Origin of the sequence: Bradyrhizobium sp. 27S5, from assembly GCF_037217225.1 — a bacterium.
Classification (GTDB): Bacteria; Pseudomonadota; Alphaproteobacteria; order Rhizobiales; family Xanthobacteraceae; genus Bradyrhizobium; species Bradyrhizobium septentrionale.
This window is the reverse complement of the sequence record NZ_CP147714.1, coordinates 5,125,798-5,143,634: the sequence shown is the minus strand read 5'-3', so window position 1 is coordinate 5,143,634 and position 17,837 is coordinate 5,125,798. Positions and strand designations below refer to the sequence as shown.

Sequence of the window (17,837 nt, the reverse complement as noted above, 5' to 3'; positions counted from 1 at the left end):
TACGGGACGTCAGATGAACGGCCGCACTTTGTGGCTCCTCGGCGCCGGCCTGCTTTGCATGGCCGGCGCTGTCGCTGCGGTGGAGACGCAGCAGCTTCCGGATGCAAGCCAGCTTCCGGGAGCCAATCCCAATCCGGTCCGGCTCGTGCGCCCGCCGGTCGCGCCGCTCTCGGCGATGGCGCAACTCGGCCGCGAGCTCTTCTACGACGCCTCGCTATCTTCGTCGGGCGCGCTGTCCTGCGCCTCCTGCCACAGCCCCGATCACGCCTACGGCCCGCCCAATGATGGCCCGGTGATGCTCGGCGGCCGCACGCTGCAGCGGCAGGGCGCGCGCGCCGTTCCGTCGCTGACCTATCTCGAACGTCACCCGAATTTCAGCATCGGCCCCGAGAAGGACGAGGACGACAACGTCGTCGACCTCGCGCAGATGGCGGCGCTCGGCCAGCAGACCGCGCGCGCGAAGAAGACCGCGACCGCGACCGCCGCGTCGGCAGCGAACATCGTGCCGCAGGGCGGCCTGTTCTGGGACGGCCGCGCCGACACGCTGCAGGATCAGGCGATCATGCCGCTGCTCGACCCCAATGAGATGGATGGTGGCAGCCTCGACATCGTGGCCGACAAGCTGCGCCGCGAGCCCTACGCCAAGCGCTTCGTTGAGCTGTTCGGCGCCGGCATCTTCGACAACAGGCGGCTCCTGGTCGCGGAGGCGATGTTCGCGGTGGCGCGCTATCAGGTGGAGGAGGTGAGCTTCCATCCCTACACCAGCAAGTTCGACTACTGGCTGGAGGGCAAGGCGCGGCTGAGCGAGACCGAGCTGCGCGGCCTGCAATTGTTCAACGATCCCGAAAAGGCCAATTGCGCCGGCTGCCATACCTCGGCGCCGACCCGTGACGGACTGCCGCCGCTGTTCACCGACCATCAGTATGAGGCGCTCGGCGCGCCGCGCAATGCCGCGCTCGCCGGCAACGCCGATGCCAATTATTTCGACCTCGGGGTCTGCGGTCCGCAGCGCACCGACGTCGCCGAGCAGACGCAGTATTGCGGGATGTTTCTGACGCCCACCTTGCGCAACACCGCAAGGCGCCGCGCGTTCTTCCACAACGGCGTGTTCAACAGCCTCGAGCAGGTGCTCGATTTCTATAATTTCCGCGACACCAATCCGGAGAAGGTGTATCCGCGTGCAGCCGACGGAACAGTACGGAAATACGACGACCTGCCGGAAAAATATCATGGCAATGTCGACGTCAGCGATCCGCCGTTCGAGCGCCATTTGGGCGACACGCCGGCGATGACGGCGCAGGAGGAAGCCGACATCATCGCCTTCCTGAAGACGTTGACCGACGGCTACCAGGTGGAGCGGTAAGCCGTCGCGACCGACTGCGGAACCGATAGGTGAGTTGGCAGGCTGTCGTCATGCGCGCATAATGGCCGCATGAATGTTGTCGAAGGCAACGGCGTCATGATCCCCGCGATCGGGCTCGGCACGTGGGAATTGCGCGGGCGGGTCTGCGCGCGCATCGTCGAGCAGGCGCTGCGGCTCGGTTATCGCCACATCGACACCGCCCAGATCTATGACAATGAGCGCGAGGTGGGCGAGGGACTGCGCGCCTCCGGCATCAAGCGCGACGACGTGTTCGTGACCACCAAGGTCTGGACCACGCATTTCATGGCGAAGGATCTCGAGCGCTCCGCCAAAGAGAGCCTCGCGCGGCTGCGCCTGACCGAGGTCGACCTGCTGCTGCTGCACTGGCCCAATCCGCATGTGCCGCTGGCCGAGACGCTCGGCGCGCTGGCGCGGGTCAAGCAGGCGGGACTGGCGCGGCATATCGGCGTGTCGAACTTCAGCGTGGCGCTGATCGAGGAGGCGGTGGCGGCGTGCCCCGAGCCGCTCGCCTGCGACCAGTCCGAGTACCATCCCTATCTCGACCAGACCGGTGTGATCTCAGCCTGCGCGCGCCATGGCATGGGCTTCGTCGCCTACAGCCCGATCGCGAAGGGGCGGGTCAAGGGCGACCGTGCGCTGGGGCGGATCGGCGACCGCTATCGCAAGTCCGCTGCCCAGGTCTGCCTGCGCTGGCTGCTGCAACAGAATGTGTCCGCGATCCCGCGCACCTCGAAGCTCGAGCGGCTCCAGGAAAACATCGACATCCTCGATTTCGAATTGTCGGATGAAGACATGCGCGAGATTTCGGCGATCGGCAGCGGCAACGCGCGATGATCGGCGCATTGCGCATGGGCGCCTTGCCCGGCCACCGGGTGACCCGCTGCATCGCCTGACTGGTCTTCGGCCCTGCCTGCAATCTCTGGTTCCAAAATACCTTGACTTCGAAATCCTTTTCCGTTCGCCTTGCTGCGGCCGATCTCTTTTGCTCGATTTTCCCGGCCGACATTTTCAAGGGAGGTTTCGATGAAAATCATAGTCGTTCTCTTGAGTATTCTGTTCGCGGGTGCTGTAACGGCGCCGCTTTTAGTGACTGATGCGGTCGCCCAGCAGAACCCGCCGAAGGCCGGTGCCAAGAAGGCCGGGCAAACGACCGGGCAAGCCAACAACCGCCCCTGCAGGACACGCAACCGCGCGTGCTACTGAGACGTTGCTGCGCGCTGATGATGGGCGGTGGCTCCCGGCCGGGATCCGCCGCCCGAACCAGAATGGGATTGAGGCCGGTCCTGATTGCCCGCTATGGTGCCGGGCAGGGGAGCATCACGACGTGATCGAGTGGGATGAAATTTCGGCCAAACGCGGATCTGATGGCGTCGGTGTTCGTGCACCTGATGCTGCTCGCGCTGATTTTCCTTTATTCGGAGGTCCATCAGTTCGATCCCGTCGCCGCTGACACGGTGCCGGTCGAGATCGTGACGCCGCAGGAGGTCGCCAAATCCGAGATCAAGGCCGAGCCCGATCCGGTGCCGAGCCCGTCGCCGACGCCCGAATTGCAATTGCCGTCGCTCGACAAGCCGATCGACACCGCCAAGCCGGAGCCCTCCGCGCAGGCGCCGGCACCACAGCCGCAACAGAACGCGCCGCAGCCCGCGCAGAAGCAGCCGAGCCCGCCGGCGCCCAAGCCCAGCCCGTCGCCGCAGCAGACGGCGGCGGCCGTCCCGCCCGCGCCGCCGACGCCTCCGCCGACGCCGCAGCAACCGGCCCCGCCGGCATCACCGGCCTATGTGCAGCCCGAGCCGGATCTCTCGGTCAAATACAACGTCATGCTTGGCCTGCCGCCCGACATCTCCGTGCAGCCGCCCGCTGACGCGCCGGCCGGCCCCGGGCCCGGCAAGGACAATTTCGACGCGGCGGCGACCGAGAAGGCCGACGTCGGCTCCAGCGTAGCAGCCGAATTCCGCCGCCATCTGAAGAGCTGCATGAAGCTGCCGCCGACGCTGAGCAGTGGCGACGACGTCAGGGTCAAGCTCAGGGTGTTCATGAAGCCCGACGGCAAGCTCGCCTCATCGCCCTTGCTGATCGAGGCCAGCGCGTCGGCCAAGGGGCCGCTGTTGCTGAAGAGCGCGACCGATGCGCTGGAGGCCTGCCAGCCCTATGCGATGCTGCCCAGGGATCGCTACGGCGAATGGAAGGTGCTCGACCTCGACTTCACGCCGCGCGACTTCGCGTCGTAGGGCAGGGACGAGCGTCAGCTTCCCATCGCCTGCCAGGCATTCGAGGCGAACTGCCGGCGCCAGATCACGATCACGACGGCGGCGGTGGTGACGAACAGCACCCACGGACTGACGAACCAGCCGAGATAGGCGAGCGCGAAGAAGAACGCGCGCTGGCCGCGGTTGAAGTGCCGGCCCGCCGTCTCGAACAGCCGCGTGGTGCGGACCACATGGGCCTCGGCCTCCGGCGTGTCGCGCTGACCGGCCGGCGGCATCGCGCCGAACAGGATCGCCACATAGTTGAACAGGCGATAGGCCCAGGCGAATTTGAAGAACGTGTAGATGAAGATCAGGATCAGCCCGATGCACTTGATCTCCCACAGAGCGGGCGAGGGCGAGAGGTCGACCGGCAATGCACCGAGCACCGCGAGCGCGTCGTTGGTGGCGCGCAGCAGCGCCAGCCCGCCGCCGATCGCGATCAGGCTGGTGGAGGCGAAGAACGCGGTGCCGTTCTGCAGGCTGGCCATGATCTGCATGTCGACCATCCGCGCCTCGCGATTGAGTAGATTGCGCACCCAGATCTCGCGATAGACATGCATTCGCGCCGACAGGCTGTCGCGCCCATAGGCGCTGTGCTCCAGCGTGATGGCGTAGACCAGCCATTCCAGCGCGAAGAAGCTGACGGCCAGGATGTCGGCCCAATAGCCGGTCATGGTGCCTTCCTTCGTGAACGCGCGGCTGCCTCTGTGAATGCGCGGCTGCCGCGCCGCGCGGCGTTCCGCGTCATGTACAGGTTGAACGCGTGCAATGCACTATGGCAACATGCGGTGACAACAGGATTCTCCGGACATGCTCAAGCTCGTCATCGGCAACAAGAACTATTCGTCATGGTCGATGCGGCCCTGGCTGGCGCTGCGCGCCAACGCCATCCCGTTCGAGGAAGTCTTCATTCCGCTCTACACCGACAACAAGGCCGACAAGGACCGCATCCTGAGCTTCAGCAAGGCCGGCAAGGTGCCGACGCTGATCGACGGCGACGTCACGGTTTGGGATTCGCTGGCGATCATCGAATACCTCGCCGAAAGATTTCCCGAGGCGAAGCTGTGGCCTGCGGATCGCGCCGCGCGCGCGCATGCCCGCGCGATCTCGGCCGAGATGCATTCGGGCTTTGTGCCGCTGCGCAGCGAGTGCGGCATGAACCTGCACCGTCCGATCCGTGCTGTCGCGCTGTCGGACGATGCGCGCGCCAATGTGGCGCGGATCCAGGAGATCTGGGCCGAGTGCCACGCGCGCTACGGCAAGCAGGGCCCGTTCCTGTTCGGCGCATTTTCCGGGGCGGACGCGATGTACGCCCCCGTGGTGCATCGTTTCCGCACCTACGCGATCCCGGTGAGGGCCGAGGCGCAGCATTACGTCGATGCCATGATGTCGCTTCCGGCGTTTGCCGAATGGACGCGAGACGGCCTCGCCGAGACGCTGCGGATCGATCGATTCGAGGACGCCTGACTGCGTCTGGAGCTTCGGTTCTGATTGAAGCAGAACCGAAGCTCTAGATTCTTGTTTTGAGGCGTTTTCTTCACGCGAACCGGTGTCCACTTCGCTCGAAAACGCTCCTTGCGCTTCCGAAATGTGACAGCGGCGGCAAAGATCGCGGCTTGACGCCGCGGGGCCGAAGACGTCGAATCCGAAGAACCGGTTTTGCAAGTCGTGAAAGGACTTAGACCATGGGCATTCTGGATTCCCTGGAGAACTCGCCGGAGTTGAAGGGCATGCTTGGCCAGCTCGGGGCGGCGGTGATCCCCGTCGTGCTCGGCGAGGTGATGGGCAATGGCGGGCAGGGCGGATTGTCGGCGATCGTCGCCAAGCTCCAGCAGGCCGGCCTTGGCGAGCAGGTCAAATCCTGGATCGGCACCGGCCAGAACCTGCCGATCACGGCCGAACAGCTTCAGGAGGTGCTCGGCAGCGACACCGTCAGGCAGCTTGCCGCCAAGTTCAACATTCCGGTCGACGAACTGTCCAAGGTGCTGGCCCAGCAACTGCCGACGGCGGTCGACAGCGCGAGCCCCAACGGCAAGCTGCCGCATACCGCCTGAGGGACGGTGGAACCCGGTTTCGGCCGGGTCTGCGGGCAATTTCCGGCTGGCACATAAATTGCTGCCTATCGCCCTGAAAAACCTGCAAAAATGGTACCTTTGCCATGCCCCAATGTTGCTGGATTTTGAGCCCTGCCCTGTGCTAGGTTGCCGCAGGGTTCTCAAAATGCCGGCCAGAGCTATCGGGACTGTCAGCTCAGCCAGCAATCTCTAAGAAAATGGAGAGGGCGTTGAAGCATAAGTACTCGATTGGCGAGACCGTCTATTTCACGGCCAGCAATGTGGCGCGCCCCGCCGCGAGCGGCACCTACCAGGTGATCCGCCTGCTGCCGACCGATGGTGACGACTGCCAGTATCGAATCAAGAGCTCGACCGAAGCGTTCGAACGGGTGGCCAAGGAGAGTCAGCTCGCGCTGTCCTGATGGAGTTGTGCGCAAGCCGGTGGCTGGAGCGGGTTCCGCGCCGTCGCCGTCAAAAGGCCCTGTTCGCAGACACATTCTGCTGAAGGTCGAGTGCCGGGGTGGCGGCGTTGGCCGTCGCCGATTGTGCTTACGCTGCGTTGAGGGACATCGCGCATGAACTGGGCTTGGACTTCGCTGGATCAGGTGTGGCGCTCGCCGACCTTCCCGATGTGGCTGACCTTGGCCGCCGCCGGGTTCTTTGGGGTGGTCGTTTTGGTCACGCTGCTGCGCGCGGAAAAATCCGTCGCCAACGGCGCGCTGACCGTCATCACGCTGCTGTCGATCGCGGTTGCGGTCGCCGCGACGATCCGCGGCTTCGGGCCGGGCGGAACGGCGTCGCCGGCCGAGACACGCACGGCGCAATTGACCGGCCAGACGGTGCCGGCGCTGGCCTGCGTCGACGACCTCGCGGGAGATGCCGTTCTCAATGCCTGCGAGAAGGTGCTGTTCGGCTCATCGGATACCGCGGCGGCGGCAGTCAGCTATGCGGCAGCCCAGGTCTCGCGCCTGACCGCGCTCGGCGACCTCGCCACGGCGGAGCGCAACGCGACCACCGAGCTGCAGGCACTGCGCCGCGCCATCGAGCATGACCGTTACGGCCTGGTCGCCTATGCGCTGATGGCGCGCGACCACTGCACACCGACCGCGTGCCCCGCGTTCCGCTCGCTCGGCGACAATCATCAGATCATCGCCAACATGAACGAGCGCACCTACGAGAACCTGGTCACGCGCTACGCCTCGTCCTGGAACGCGCCCGCCGGCCAGCCGTCGGCCGCCGGTCTGGTCGCGGCGCTGCCGCAGTCGATACCCACGGGCAGGCCAACCAACGCCGAGTTCCCGAGCGCGGCGTCGACGCCGCCGGTCAGCATCATGACGCCTGAACCGTCGACGAAGCCGGCTGCCGCGGCTCCGCCGCCGGCCGCCCGTGCTGCCGCCGCACCGCCTGCCGCTCCGAAGCGGCCACCGGCGGCGAAGCGCCCGGTCCAGATCGCGCCGGCTTCCGCCGCGCCTGCGGCCCCCGCCGCTGCGAGTGCGCCGGCGGCGGCCGAGGGCCAGGAATAGGCGTGATGATGAGCGCGATGACCGCGGCCTGAGCCGTCGCCATTGCACTGTTTCGCGCAGTAAATCCCGATATCCACCGCCGTGGATAGCGCTCCCTTTTCAAAGTGCGCGCCGGCCGCTACATCCGGCGCATGCCGCTTCATCTCATCAAGCTCGCCGTCGGTTGCGACTCCGTCAAGGAACTCAAGGGTTGGGTCGCCGAACGGATGGCGACCGCGAAGAAAAAGGGCCTGCCGCTCCGTCACGTCCACATCACGCGGATGACACCGAAGCGCGAGGAGGAGCTCCTTGCCGGCGGCTCGCTCTATTGGGTGATCCGCGGCGAGATCGCCGCGCGCGAGAAGATCATTGCCATCGAGCCATTCCGCGACAAGGACGGCATCGGACGCTGCCGGCTGGTCATGCAGCCCAAGGTGATCGCAGTTTCGCCGCGGCCGATGCGGCCGTTCCAGGGCTGGCGTTATCTGACCGCGGACTCCGCGCCGGCAGATCTCACCAAATCGAGCGCGGCCAGCGTGGCGTCGATGCCCGAGCCGATGCGCCGCGAGCTGCGCGACCTCGGATTGCTGTAAGCAATCGGATTGCTTTAGAGTGGCGCTGTGGTCAGATGCAGCCGCGTCCATTCGGACGGTGGCACATCGATGTTCTGTGCGGCCGCCGCACTTTGCTCCATCATATCGATCAGGTCTTCCCCGACGCCCATCTCGCGCAGATACGTGCGGTACTGCTTGGTATAGAGCGCGGTAAGGCCCTCACGGCGTTCTTCGGAGACGTTCGGCGCGATGCGGTGATGGATCGACATGCCGCTCACGACCACATGGCTGTCGGGCGGCAGCGTGCGATGCACACCGCCCGCGAGCATCAGCGCGCAGGCGAGGTCGCAGACGATCCTGGAGACATTTTCCTTGGCGTCCAGCGGGCCGCCCGGCCGTTTGAGCGCGAAGCAGTCGGCTTCGGACTTGCCGCTGCAAGCCTCGACCTCCGTGGTTGCAACTATGGCATCGATGCCGCGGTCGCGCAGGATCCGGCCGAGACTGACCGCGACGTTGAGGTTGGACGCACCCCGGCTATTGATCACGACCGGCAGCTTGCGGCCTGCCTGCCGGTCCAGGATCGCGATTAGCCGCTTGAAGGTATCGAACTGAATGACGCCCTCGGCCGCGATCCACTCCGAACAACCCGGGCCGCAGGCATCGGGGCCGCCATGGGCGACATAGAAGATCATCGCATCCGGCGCCGATCCGATGCCGCCAATCGGTGGCCGGGTCTGCGCCTGCGCCAGGCCCGCGGCCAGCAGCGCGATGCCGAGCAGAATGCCGTGCTTGAAGTAACCAGTCATTCCGACCGCCCCTGAAAGGCGCGATCATCCCTGCGTCGCGGCATCGGAGCAAGCTCAACCCACCATGGCTACACAGCGATGTTGTCGATCAGGCGTGTGCTGCCGAGCCGTGCCGCCACCAGCATCCGCATCGGGCCGTCCTTCAGCGAGCCGATCGGCGCCAGCGAGGCGGCGTGACGAACCTCGAGATAATCGAGCACGAAGCCGACCTTGGTGATCAGCGCGGCACCGGCGGCCATCGCGGTTGCGGTGTCCTCGCCGGCACGCAGCCGGCCCGCCGTTTCCTTCATCACCCGATGCAGCTCGGGGGCGGTGCGCCGTTCCTCCGCCGAGAGGTAGACGTTGCGGGAGGACATCGCGAGGCCATCGCGTTCGCGCACCGTCCTGGACCCGATCACCTTGACGCCGAGGTCGAGGTCAACAGCCATCTGGGTGACGACCCGGAGCTGCTGAAAATCCTTTTCGCCGAAGATCGCAACGTCGGGCCGGACCTGGGTGAACAGCTTGCCGACCACGGTGGCCACGCCGCCGAAGAAATGCGGCCTGAAGCGATCCTCGAGTCCGGCGGTGGCCGGACCCTCCGGCACGATCCTGGTGGCGAAGCCGTCCGGATACATCGCCTTCACCTCCGGATGCCAGATCAGGTCGACGCCTTCGGCCGCGAGCTTGGCGACGTCTTCCTTCCAGGTGCGCGGATAGGAGCCGAAATCTTCCGTCGGCGCGAACTGGGTCGGGTTGACGAAGATCGAGACGACGACCCGCTTGGCGCGGCGCTTGGCAAGCCGCACCAGCGACACATGGCCGTCATGGAGGGCTCCCATGGTCGGGACCAACGCGACGGCCGCCTTCTTGGCGCGGAAGGCGTCGAGGGCGCGACGAAGGGCAGGGACGGTACGAACGACGGTGGGATTTCTCGGCATCTGGTCTCAACTCGTGGGGCGATCCGGGTGGGATGTTTGCGGTTCGGCGGGTGGCGCAGCTTATCAAGACCGCACCGCTATCGGCAAACCGTCGCGTCGCGACCAGCCTTACCCGATCCCGGACGCGCGCGTATTACGCAAGTCATGCCGCCGATCGACGCAGCCATCTTGCCTGATCGATTCATCATTAAGGACGGCTGCAATTGATTTCCTCTCGCGGTGATGCATTTCACTTGACCGCAGCCGTGCGCGATTTGAAGATCATCGCCGGGGTTTGAATCATGTTGGTGCAGGCTAGTCAGGGTCAGTCCGGCTCCGCACATGTCATCGTGCTGGGCAACGAGAAGGGTGGTTCGGGCAAGTCGACCACCGCCCTGCATATCGCCGTCGCGCTCCTGAAGGCCGGACAACGCGTCGCCAGCATCGATCTCGATTGCCGCCAGCAAAGTTTCACCCGCTACATCAATAATCGCCAGGCTTGGGCGCGGCGCTCCGGGCTCGATCTCGAACTCCCGGCGCACCACTGCATCAAGTACGGCGAGACGATGCAGATCGAGGACAACGAGAACGCCGAGTTCCAGCAGTTCATGGCAGCCGTGAGCGCGGTGGAACGTGGCTATGATTTCATCGTCATCGATACGCCGGGCTCGGACAGCTACCTGATGCGGCTCGCGCATTCGATGGCCGACACGCTGGTGACGCCGATCAACGACAGCTTCCTCGATTTCGACGTGCTGGGCACCGTCGATGCCGCGACCTATGCAGTGACCGGCGAGAGCCACTATGCCGAGATGGTGCGCGACACCAGACGCAAGCGCCGCCAGCTCGACGGCGCCTCGACCGACTGGATCGTGGTGCGCAACCGCCTGTCGATGCTCGGCTCACGCAACAAGCAGCTGGTTGCCGACGGCCTCAAGCAGCTCTCGCTGCGGCTCGGGTTCCGTTCGGTCGACGGCTTTGCCGAGCGGGTGGTCTATCGCGAATTCTTCCCGCGCGGGCTGACGGCGCTCGACGACATCGACGAGGCGACGCTCGGTACCCGCCCGAATCTCGGGCACGTCACCGCGCGCGAGGAGGTGATGGGCCTGTTACGCCAGCTCAAGCTGCCGCTCGACGAGCGCGGCCGCCGCCGGGCCGCCAACCGGGCGGAATGGTTCAGCCAGGTCGACAAGCCGCTGGAAGTCCACGACATCATCGGCAGCTAGCGATCGTGAGCAGCAGCGCGTTGATGGCGATCGATCTGAGTTGTCGGGGCGCGGCCGTCGGATTGGCGTTGCTGATCGCCGGCGTGTTGCTGCGTGACCGCAGGGACGCGCCGGCGCGCCTGAGCGCCGCCCTGCTGGTCGCCGTCGCGGCATCAGCGATTTCCTCAGCGCCGGGATTTCCGCGGCCATGGCGATATTGGAGCCTGATCTTGGCCGCTCTTTCCAGCAGCGGGGCAGTCCTGCTCTGGCTCTGGGCGCGCGCGACCTTCGATGACGATTTCGTGCTGCGGCCCTGGCATGGTGCCTTGCTGGTCGCCATTGTCGGCGCGCAACTGTTTGACCTCTGGCCCGCAAGAACCGTGCTCAGAGGCGACCTCGATCGACCGCTGTCGTTCGTCTATCTCGGCCTCGCTCTCCTGGCCGCGGCGCAGACGCTCGCGACATGGCGGCTGGACCTGGTGGTGGGACGACGGCGATTGCGCGCCGTCGTCCTGGTCGGCGCGGTGACCTATAGCGTCGCGGGGTTTTTTCACGGCCTTTGGCCCGCGTTCGGCTCCTCCGTTTGGAGCATCGCCAACGCGGTCGGGCTGTGGGCGCTGCTGAGCCTCAGTGGATGGAGCCTGTTTCAGGCGGCCCGAATGCAGCAGGCATCCGCTTTTCTGCCCACCACGGACAGGGTTCCGGGCGAGACCAGTGCTGTGGCACCTGGAGAGGACAAGCCGTCCGCGGTCGACGCCGAATTGCTGCGCCGGTTGCAGCGGCTGATGACCGTGGAACGCGCCTATCGGCGTGAAGGACTGACCATCGGCGCGCTGGCCGCAGAGCTCGGCGTTCAAGAGTACCGGCTGCGGCAGTTGATCAATGAAGGGCTCGGGCACCGCAACTTCAATGCCTTCCTCAATGGCTACCGGATCGATGAAGCCAAGGCGGCCCTGGCCGACCTCGGGCAAAAGCAAGTGCCTGTGCTGACCATCGCCATGGATGCCGGATTCCAGTCGGTCGGTCCGTTCAATCGGGCCTTCAAGGCGGCCACCGACCTGACACCGACTGAATTCCGGCGCGTCGCGCTCGCGAAGCACGCGTCCGGGGCGGGCAACCCGGATGACGTCCCAGGAATCGGCCAGCCGGACTGAGGAATCGGCCAACCGGGTTCAGAACCCGGCGCAGGCGCGGCCGGCTGCGTTTCGAATACGCCAGTTTCCAGGCCAATGACGATCCCGGCCTGAAGCTGGTCATTTACACCGAAATCGGTTGAAATCCGTGGTTTTCCGGTGATTTTTGCCACAGAGTGGCCAAAAAGCCGGAACAAAGCAGCCGAAATCCGGTTTGACTAGGGCGCCATCGCTCCCTTATCCGTCATGCCGGCGGGTGAGGTGCTGCGGTGCCATCGCGCCAACGCGGTAGAAGCAAATGCACAAACTATAGGTGCAGCGCACAACGTTATGGCGTCAAAGCCACAATATTTGGACTTCCTGTCACGGCGCTGTGACATATATTCTGAGAAAGGAGGCCGAAGAGCCTCCGGCGAAAATCAGCCCTGTAAGGCGGGCGCCTTGAGGACGTCATGAAGCGTGGAATTTCCGTTCTGCTTTCGCTCTGTGTGGTGGTCACGGCGGCTTACTTCACCGCGAGCAAGTGGGCGATCCGTCACGAAACCATCATGTTCAAGGATCCGACTCGCGATGAGCGACCGGTCGCAGTCGACGTCGCCGTGCGCTTCGACAAGGAGATGCAGGCCGACGCTGGCATGATCAAGTTGCCGGTTGCGATCCTCAATCATGGCAATACCGTCAAATTCACTGAATATTCCTTCCTCGCGAACGTGTTCGCGGCGCGCGGCTATCTGACCATCAGCATTCAGAACGACCTGCCGTCGGACGGACCGATGGTGACCAAGGTCGGCGAGATCTATGTCGGCCGCTTGCCGCAGTATCAGCGCGGCATCACCAACATCAAATTCGCGATCGAGGAGATGAAGAAGCGTCACCCGAACGCCGATTACAGCAAGCTGACGATGGTCGGCCATTCCAATGGCGGCGACATCGCGATGTATTTCGCCAAGCAGTATCCCGACGAAATCAAGAAGGTCGTGACGCTGGACAATCTGCGCGTGCCGTTCATGACCGACGGCAGGTTCAAGATTTTGTCGTTCCGTTCCCACGACTCGCAGTTCAAGCCTGATCCCGGCGTCGTTCCCGATGCCGAGGAGTGCGAGAAGGCCGGCATCACCGTTGTGAACACCAACTTCCAGCACAACGACATGCGCGACACCGGACCCGAGAAGGCCAAGGACTCGATCCAGGCGATGCTCGATAAATTCCTGGCCGACACCGACAGCGATGTCGCGGCGGTCGACACAAGGAATGCGCCGCCGAAGATTCTGGAGCCGGGTCCCGTCTCGCTCTACGTGCCGATCGAGAAGCGTCAGACCTTCACCGACAAGGTCAAGAAGTCGCTCTCGCTGACCAAGACCGAGACGAAGAAGGATCCGTCGATCACCAATTGACGGGGCCGCCCGGGATCCGATCCGGGCAGAGGGGTCCGCGATCTTGATCGATCCGCTACGTTGACCAACTCGACGGCGCGGCCCACATAGTGTTTGCTGCACGAGGCAAGCGCTGATGGCCGGCAAGACAATCAAACCGACATCCGGAAGCGATGTACGCCCGGCCGACACTCCGGACGTGCCGTCGTCGACCGCGAACGACATCGCCGCGTTCGTGGCGAAGGCGCGGGCGATGTCGCCGCATCGCGCCGGCGCACGCGGCCGGCTGGTGTTCGCGCTCGACGCCACGATGAGCCGGCAGCCGACCTGGGACATGGCATGCACGCTGCAGGCCGACATGTTCCGCGAGGCCGGCTCGCTCGGCAGCCTCGATATTCGCCTGGTGTACTACCGCGGCTTCAATGAATGCCGTGCCACCGGCTGGATCTCCGACAGCGCGCAGCTCGCGCGGCTGATGAGCAAGATCGATTGCCAGGGCGGCAATACCCAGATCGGCAAGGTCTTGTCGGAGACGCGTCGCGAGGCGGTCGCATCGGGCGTGCGCGCGCTGGTGTTCGTGGGCGACGCGATGGAGGAGAGCGTCGACGAGCTCTGCAGCAAGGCCGGCGAGCTCGGCCTGCTCAAGGTACCGGTCTTCATGTTCCAGGAAGGGCACGACGCGGCTGCCGAGCAAGCGTTCCGCGAGATCGCGCGGCTGACGGGCGGCGCATGGTGCAGGTTCGATCCCGGCGCGGCCGCGCAGCTCCGCGAGCTGCTGCGCGCCGCCGCGGCCTATGCCGCGGGTGGCCGCGAGGCGCTATTGCAGTTGGCCAAGACCGCAAGCGGTGCGGCGAAGCTGATCGGTCAGATGAAGTAGGGCGGCGCTGCGTCAGGCCCCGCCTGACGTCACGGTCTTTGCAATTGCGCCGAGCAACGCCGACATGGCGGCGGTCACCGCCTGGGTGTTGTCCGCGACGCCGTGCCGTTCGGCGAGCCAGGCCGGATCGTTGTAGGAGAGCCAAGTGTCGCCGCCGGCGTCCTGCCAGACCAGCGCCTTGAGCGGCAGATCGATCCCGATCGCTTGTGTGGCCTGCATCAGCGGGGTGCCGCCCTTCGCATTGCCGAACACGAAGAGCTCGGTGGGGCGGAGCGCGAGACCGGCGCCGGCGGCGCCCGCGGCGTGATCGATTTGCGCGAACAGGGTCAGCCCGCGCGCCTCGAGTTCGGACTTGAGCCGATCGGCCGTTTGCTTCGGCCCGACATTGCTGCGAAGGCTGATCAGTCCGTCAATCGCCATCAACTGTCCTCCGGTGCGGTCGGCGCAAGCTACTCAATGGCGGGGGCTGGCGCCACGCGGCTGCGCTTCACGCTCCGGTGAGACGAAGGTTCGCATGCTTTTTGTCGCCGGGCCGCCTATATTCTGCGCATGCCAACCCTGATCGCCGGCGTCGTCGCAATTGTCGTCCTGTATTCCGCGCTGCAGATGTTTCGTGCGGCCAATCCCGCCGTGCTCGCGCGCGCAATCAAGATCGGAGGCGGGGTGCTTGCGCTCGCCGTTGCGGCCTTCACCGGTGTGCGGGGCGAATTGGCGGTGGCCATTCCGCTCGGCATCTTCGGCGCCGGACTGCTCGGCTGGTCGCCGTTCGGCAATACCGGCTTCCCCAATTTCGGCGGCATGTTCGGCGGTTCGCGCAGCGCGGGGCAGAGCTCGCGGGTGCGCTCGCAATATATCGACATGAGCCTTGATCACGGCAGCGGTGTGCTCAGCGGTCAGATCGTGGCCGGACCGCAGGCCGGCCGCACGCTCGACGAGTTCGACCTGTCGCAGCTGTTGGCGATGGTCCCGAGCTTCGACGCCGAGAGCGTCGCGCTACTTGAAAGCTATCTGGACCGCCGCTTTCCCGCCTGGCGTCAGGACGCGCAGGGCGACCGGGCAGGGCGGCAGGGCCGTGCGGCGGCGAGCGGCAAAATGACTGAGGAGGAGGCCTATCAGATCCTTGGCCTGCAGCCGGGCGCGTCGCGCGACGACATCAGCCGGGCTCACCGCACCTTGATGAAGAAACTCCATCCCGACCAGGGGGGCTCGACGTACCTCGCGGCCCGGGTGAACGAGGCCAAGGATACTCTGCTTCGCACGCATCTCTAACTCCGGCTACGCCAACAACGCCACGGCCGAGAGCTGCCTTCCGTCTCTGATCGATGCCCCGTCTGGCCCGCCGCTGTCCGGCGTGACCGATGTTCTTTCGGGAAAACTTAACCGTAAAAGCTTGACGAGAAGTTTCATGATTGCGCCGCGCGCTGACGGCTCGGTTTTTCTTGCGGCGGCATGCCAAGCAAAAGGCCGGCGCTTTTGGCGCCGGCCTTTTGAGATCAGCAGTCAGAAGCGTTTTCGAGCGAAGTGGACACCGGTTCGCGTGAAGAAAACGCGTCAAAACAAGGAAGCGAGAGTTTCGGTTCTGATTCAATCAGAACCGAAACTCCGGGGTCGATCAGTTGCGAACGGTGATGCAGGAAATCTCGGCGCGCTTCAGCGTCTTGCAAGCCGCTTCGGCCTGGTCACGCTCGAGACCGGCAAAGCGGGCGCGGTAGAGCTTGCGATTGTCCTTGGCGACGACCTCGGTGAACGGATCCGCCTTGCTGAGCAGGCCGCGGGCCGAGCTGCGCGCGAGATCGATACGCTTGTTGGCTTCGCCTTCGGTCTCCAGCGCACCAACCTGGATGATCCAGCCGGTGTGCGCGGCGCTCGGCTTGGCGGCGCTGGTCTGCGGCGCGGCCTGCAGGCTGCGGGTGGGCTCGATCGACGCCACGGTCTGCGGCGCCGGCGGGGCGGGCGCACGCACGGCCGAAGCCGGCAGCACGCCGAGGATGCCGTTGCCGGTGCCGAAATTGGCCGGCTGCGGCGGCATCTCGGGCCTCGAGGTCTCGGCGGCACGCGCCATCATCGCATTGGAGGTCTCGGGCATCTCGCCGCGCGACGGGATCGTGCTGGTGATCGGGGGCGCGGCCTGCACCGGGCCAGCGGCGGCGAGCTTGATCTGACCGGCCTTGATCTGGACGGTCTTCACCTTGACCGGCTTCATCGGTTCAGCCGAGCCCGGGATCGCGGCGATCGGCTGGGTCTGGATCACGCCCGAGGTCAGCGGCGCCGGCTCGGGCTTGGCCTGCGGCTCCGGCTTTGCCGGGGGCGGCGGCAGGGCGGCGGCTGCGGCCGCCATCAGGGAGGGCTTGGCCGGGCGCGGCGCCGGCATCGCCGCAGGCGCGGCGGGCTCCGCCGCTGCGACCGGCGTGGTCTCCGCCGAAGCGCGTGCATCGTCTGCATCGGCGACCTCGACATTGGCGTCGGCCGGATTGCGTTCGGTGATCGCGGCGGCCGTGCGGGTGGTCGCACCCTTGCCGATGTTCTCGGCCAGCAGGTTGCGCATGATGGCGTCGCGGGAGCCGCCGCTGCGGCCGCCGAGCACCACGCCGACCAGGAAGCGATTGCCGCGGTGGATCGAGGTCACGAGGTTGAAGCCGGAGGCGCGGGTGTAGCCGGTCTTGATGCCGTCGACGCCCTCAACGCTGCCGAGCAGGCGATTGTGACCGGTGATGGTGTGGCCGCGGAAATTGAAGGCCGTCGTCGAGAAGTAGCGATAATAGCGCGGGAAGCGGTCCTGGATCGCGCGGCCGAGGGTCGACTGATCGCGCGCGGTGGTGATCTGCTCGTCGTTCGGCAGGCCCGAAGCGTTGCGATAGGTGGTCCGGCTCATGCCGAGCGCGCGGGCCTTGCGGGTCATCATGCGGGCGAAATCGTCTTCGCTGCCGCCGATCGCCTCAGCGATCACGACCGCGGCGTCATTGGCGGAACGGGTGACCAGGCCCTTGATGGCGTCTTCGACCTTGATGGTCTGGCCGGGCCGCAGGCCGAGCTTGGTCGGGTCCTGTTCGGAGGCGTGCTCGGACACCGGCATCTCGGTGTCGAGCTTCATCTTTCCGGAATCGAGGCGCTCGAACAGTAGATAGAGCGTCATGATCTTGGTGAGCGAGGCGGGGTGGCGCAGGCCGTCGGGACTGTTTGATGTCAGCACCGAGCCGGTGTTGCCGTCGACAATGATCGTCGCGAATTGCGGGCTGTAGCTTTCGCGCGCGGGCTCGCTGTTGTGGTGCCGGGCGTAGTGGCGCCGGTGCCGGCGCGCCTCCGCGCTATCACTGGTGATCAGGATCGCCGTCGTGACGGTCACGAGCCCAAGAACGCCAACTCGCAGCGCCCGCGAGGAGGCCAAGGTTGTTCGAAGCATCTACTTCCCCGTCCCAATTTCTATCTAGATCACTGGCTCGTGAGGCGAAATTGTGCCCGGCGGCCATCGATCCTTGCCTGCGCAACCAACCACTTCGGGCAGAACCCATTCGCCGCGGTGGCCGCTCAGGTCGCTCTTCTAGCTAAGGTGTTGTTCACAAACAGCTTTCGGGGCCGTCTGTTGGAAGGCGAACAAGAGCCCGGGAATCAGGTTAGGCGGACCGAGTTTCCAAAAGATTAAGCAACCGTTGCGCAGTCGCCCGGGGTTTAGCGCAAATGCCGAAGATTCGGGCTGTGTGATTGTGCGTTGCACAATATTTGTTGACTTTATTGTGCGATGCGGTATTCTGATCAAGTCAGGGGGCCGGGAGCTTCCCGGCATGGGAATTTGCGCGTTCAAGT

The 17,837-nt window shown here is 65.3% G+C and carries 19 protein-coding genes; 14 read left to right on the top strand and 5 right to left on the bottom strand.

Annotation, left to right across the window (positions count from 1 at the left end):
• Nucleotides 1–13: 13 nt before the first annotated feature.
• The 4 genes from WDM24_RS24150 (at nucleotide 14) to WDM24_RS24135 (ending at nucleotide 3,615) form a co-directional block, all read left to right on the top strand.
• Nucleotides 14–1,363: a cytochrome-c peroxidase gene (locus tag WDM24_RS24150; RefSeq protein ID WP_338827281.1), complete on the top strand. Its 1,350-nt coding sequence runs from the start codon at nucleotides 14–16 to the stop codon at nucleotides 1,361–1,363.
• Between the two features lie 69 nt (nucleotides 1,364–1,432).
• Nucleotides 1,433–2,218, top strand: coding sequence for an aldo/keto reductase (locus tag WDM24_RS24145; protein WP_338827280.1), 786 nt, complete (start codon nucleotides 1,433–1,435; stop codon nucleotides 2,216–2,218).
• 189 nt (nucleotides 2,219–2,407) lie between these two features.
• Entirely contained in the window at nucleotides 2,408–2,587 is a 180-nt protein-coding gene (locus WDM24_RS24140; protein ID WP_029083270.1) for a hypothetical protein, read from the top strand.
• A 134-nt stretch (nucleotides 2,588–2,721) separates the two neighbouring features.
• Nucleotides 2,722–3,615 carry a hypothetical protein gene (locus WDM24_RS24135; protein ID WP_338827279.1) on the top strand — a complete coding sequence of 298 codons (894 nt, stop codon included), beginning with the start codon at nucleotides 2,722–2,724 and terminating at the stop codon, nucleotides 3,613–3,615.
• Nucleotides 3,616–3,629: 14 nt separating this feature from the next.
• Here the strand turns inward: WDM24_RS24135 and WDM24_RS24130 are convergent, their stop codons facing one another.
• Nucleotides 3,630–4,307, bottom strand: a complete 678-nt coding sequence (locus tag WDM24_RS24130; protein WP_166296985.1) for a DUF599 domain-containing protein — start codon at nucleotides 4,305–4,307, stop codon at nucleotides 3,630–3,632.
• 136 nt (nucleotides 4,308–4,443) lie between these two features.
• Between WDM24_RS24130 and WDM24_RS24125 the strand changes: the two genes are divergently transcribed.
• The 5 genes from WDM24_RS24125 (at nucleotide 4,444) to WDM24_RS24105 (ending at nucleotide 7,782) form a co-directional block, all read left to right on the top strand.
• Nucleotides 4,444–5,100, top strand: a complete 657-nt coding sequence (locus WDM24_RS24125; protein WP_338827276.1) for a glutathione S-transferase family protein — start codon at nucleotides 4,444–4,446, stop codon at nucleotides 5,098–5,100.
• 218 nt (nucleotides 5,101–5,318) lie between these two features.
• Nucleotides 5,319–5,687 carry a YidB family protein gene (locus WDM24_RS24120; protein WP_166205628.1) on the top strand — a complete coding sequence of 123 codons (369 nt, stop codon included), beginning with the start codon at nucleotides 5,319–5,321 and terminating at the stop codon, nucleotides 5,685–5,687.
• 218 nt (nucleotides 5,688–5,905) lie between these two features.
• Nucleotides 5,906–6,109: a hypothetical protein gene (locus WDM24_RS24115; RefSeq protein ID WP_018272021.1), complete on the top strand. Its 204-nt coding sequence runs from the start codon at nucleotides 5,906–5,908 to the stop codon at nucleotides 6,107–6,109.
• 153 nt (nucleotides 6,110–6,262) lie between these two features.
• A complete protein-coding gene (locus WDM24_RS24110) occupies nucleotides 6,263–7,210 on the top strand; it encodes a hypothetical protein (protein ID WP_338827274.1) in 948 nt (315 codons plus the stop codon).
• Between the two features lie 131 nt (nucleotides 7,211–7,341).
• Nucleotides 7,342–7,782, top strand: a complete 441-nt coding sequence (locus WDM24_RS24105; protein ID WP_024581318.1) for a DUF1489 family protein — start codon at nucleotides 7,342–7,344, stop codon at nucleotides 7,780–7,782.
• A gap of 14 nt (nucleotides 7,783–7,796) precedes the next feature.
• Here the strand turns inward: WDM24_RS24105 and WDM24_RS24100 are convergent, their stop codons facing one another.
• Together WDM24_RS24100 and panC are read right to left on the bottom strand one after the other, a co-directional pair.
• Complete coding sequence (locus tag WDM24_RS24100) at nucleotides 7,797–8,549, bottom strand: hypothetical protein (RefSeq protein ID WP_338827273.1); 753 nt, start codon at nucleotides 8,547–8,549, stop codon at nucleotides 7,797–7,799.
• Between the two features lie 68 nt (nucleotides 8,550–8,617).
• Nucleotides 8,618–9,469, bottom strand: a complete 852-nt coding sequence (gene panC / locus WDM24_RS24095) for a pantoate--beta-alanine ligase (RefSeq protein WP_338827272.1) — start codon at nucleotides 9,467–9,469, stop codon at nucleotides 8,618–8,620.
• 281 nt (nucleotides 9,470–9,750) lie between these two features.
• Between panC and WDM24_RS24090 the strand changes: the two genes are divergently transcribed.
• From WDM24_RS24090 to WDM24_RS24075, 4 genes are all read left to right on the top strand, one after another.
• Complete coding sequence (locus WDM24_RS24090) at nucleotides 9,751–10,674, top strand: division plane positioning ATPase MipZ (RefSeq protein ID WP_166296977.1); 924 nt, start codon at nucleotides 9,751–9,753, stop codon at nucleotides 10,672–10,674.
• A 23-nt stretch (nucleotides 10,675–10,697) separates the two neighbouring features.
• On the top strand, nucleotides 10,698–11,807 hold the full coding sequence (locus tag WDM24_RS24085) for an AraC family transcriptional regulator (protein WP_338827271.1): 1,110 nt from the start codon (nucleotides 10,698–10,700) through the stop codon (nucleotides 11,805–11,807).
• A 431-nt stretch (nucleotides 11,808–12,238) separates the two neighbouring features.
• Nucleotides 12,239–13,180 (top strand): alpha/beta hydrolase family protein, encoded by a 942-nt coding sequence (locus WDM24_RS24080; RefSeq protein ID WP_338689455.1) that lies wholly within the window; start codon nucleotides 12,239–12,241, stop codon nucleotides 13,178–13,180.
• 115 nt (nucleotides 13,181–13,295) lie between these two features.
• Nucleotides 13,296–14,036, top strand: coding sequence for a VWA domain-containing protein (locus WDM24_RS24075; RefSeq protein ID WP_338827270.1), 741 nt, complete (start codon nucleotides 13,296–13,298; stop codon nucleotides 14,034–14,036).
• 12 nt (nucleotides 14,037–14,048) lie between these two features.
• Here WDM24_RS24075 and WDM24_RS24070 read toward each other — a convergent pair whose 3' ends face one another.
• Nucleotides 14,049–14,456: a DUF302 domain-containing protein gene (locus WDM24_RS24070; protein WP_338827269.1), complete on the bottom strand. Its 408-nt coding sequence runs from the start codon at nucleotides 14,454–14,456 to the stop codon at nucleotides 14,049–14,051.
• A 129-nt stretch (nucleotides 14,457–14,585) separates the two neighbouring features.
• On the opposite strand from WDM24_RS24070, the gene WDM24_RS24065 reads away from it, so the two are divergent.
• A complete protein-coding gene (locus WDM24_RS24065; RefSeq protein ID WP_338827268.1) occupies nucleotides 14,586–15,305 on the top strand; it encodes a DnaJ domain-containing protein in 720 nt (239 codons plus the stop codon).
• 343 nt (nucleotides 15,306–15,648) lie between these two features.
• Here WDM24_RS24065 and WDM24_RS24060 read toward each other — a convergent pair whose 3' ends face one another.
• Nucleotides 15,649–17,436: a D-alanyl-D-alanine carboxypeptidase gene (locus WDM24_RS24060; RefSeq protein ID WP_338827267.1), complete on the bottom strand. Its 1,788-nt coding sequence runs from the start codon at nucleotides 17,434–17,436 to the stop codon at nucleotides 15,649–15,651.
• Nucleotides 17,437–17,837 lie beyond the last annotated feature (401 nt).

What these genes read in the sequence shown, in the direction of transcription:
- WDM24_RS24150 (WP_338827281.1), top strand. Translation starts at nt 14, where the DNA reads ATGAACGGCCGCACTTTGTGGCTCCTCGGCGCCGGCCTGCTTTGCATG.
- WDM24_RS24080 (WP_338689455.1), top strand. Translation starts at nt 12,239, where the DNA reads ATGAAGCGTGGAATTTCCGTTCTGCTTTCGCTCTGTGTGGTGGTCACG.
- WDM24_RS24130 (WP_166296985.1), bottom strand. Translation starts at nt 4,307, where the DNA reads ATGACCGGCTATTGGGCCGACATCCTGGCCGTCAGCTTCTTCGCGCTG.
- WDM24_RS24145 (WP_338827280.1), top strand. Translation starts at nt 1,433, where the DNA reads ATGAATGTTGTCGAAGGCAACGGCGTCATGATCCCCGCGATCGGGCTC.
- WDM24_RS24070 (WP_338827269.1), bottom strand. Translation starts at nt 14,456, where the DNA reads ATGGCGATTGACGGACTGATCAGCCTTCGCAGCAATGTCGGGCCGAAG.
- panC (WP_338827272.1), bottom strand. Translation starts at nt 9,469, where the DNA reads ATGCCGAGAAATCCCACCGTCGTTCGTACCGTCCCTGCCCTTCGTCGC.
- WDM24_RS24090 (WP_166296977.1), top strand. Translation starts at nt 9,751, where the DNA reads ATGTTGGTGCAGGCTAGTCAGGGTCAGTCCGGCTCCGCACATGTCATC.
- WDM24_RS24110 (WP_338827274.1), top strand. Translation starts at nt 6,263, where the DNA reads ATGAACTGGGCTTGGACTTCGCTGGATCAGGTGTGGCGCTCGCCGACC.
- WDM24_RS24135 (WP_338827279.1), top strand. Translation starts at nt 2,722, where the DNA reads ATGAAATTTCGGCCAAACGCGGATCTGATGGCGTCGGTGTTCGTGCAC.
- WDM24_RS24120 (WP_166205628.1), top strand. Translation starts at nt 5,319, where the DNA reads ATGGGCATTCTGGATTCCCTGGAGAACTCGCCGGAGTTGAAGGGCATG.
- WDM24_RS24065 (WP_338827268.1), top strand. Translation starts at nt 14,586, where the DNA reads ATGCCAACCCTGATCGCCGGCGTCGTCGCAATTGTCGTCCTGTATTCC.
- WDM24_RS24105 (WP_024581318.1), top strand. Translation starts at nt 7,342, where the DNA reads ATGCCGCTTCATCTCATCAAGCTCGCCGTCGGTTGCGACTCCGTCAAG.
- WDM24_RS24140 (WP_029083270.1), top strand. Translation starts at nt 2,408, where the DNA reads ATGAAAATCATAGTCGTTCTCTTGAGTATTCTGTTCGCGGGTGCTGTA.
- WDM24_RS24125 (WP_338827276.1), top strand. Translation starts at nt 4,444, where the DNA reads ATGCTCAAGCTCGTCATCGGCAACAAGAACTATTCGTCATGGTCGATG.
- WDM24_RS24060 (WP_338827267.1), bottom strand. Translation starts at nt 17,436, where the DNA reads ATGCTTCGAACAACCTTGGCCTCCTCGCGGGCGCTGCGAGTTGGCGTT.
- WDM24_RS24100 (WP_338827273.1), bottom strand. Translation starts at nt 8,549, where the DNA reads ATGACTGGTTACTTCAAGCACGGCATTCTGCTCGGCATCGCGCTGCTG.
- WDM24_RS24115 (WP_018272021.1), top strand. Translation starts at nt 5,906, where the DNA reads ATGGAGAGGGCGTTGAAGCATAAGTACTCGATTGGCGAGACCGTCTAT.
- WDM24_RS24085 (WP_338827271.1), top strand. Translation starts at nt 10,698, where the DNA reads ATGGCGATCGATCTGAGTTGTCGGGGCGCGGCCGTCGGATTGGCGTTG.
- WDM24_RS24075 (WP_338827270.1), top strand. Translation starts at nt 13,296, where the DNA reads ATGGCCGGCAAGACAATCAAACCGACATCCGGAAGCGATGTACGCCCG.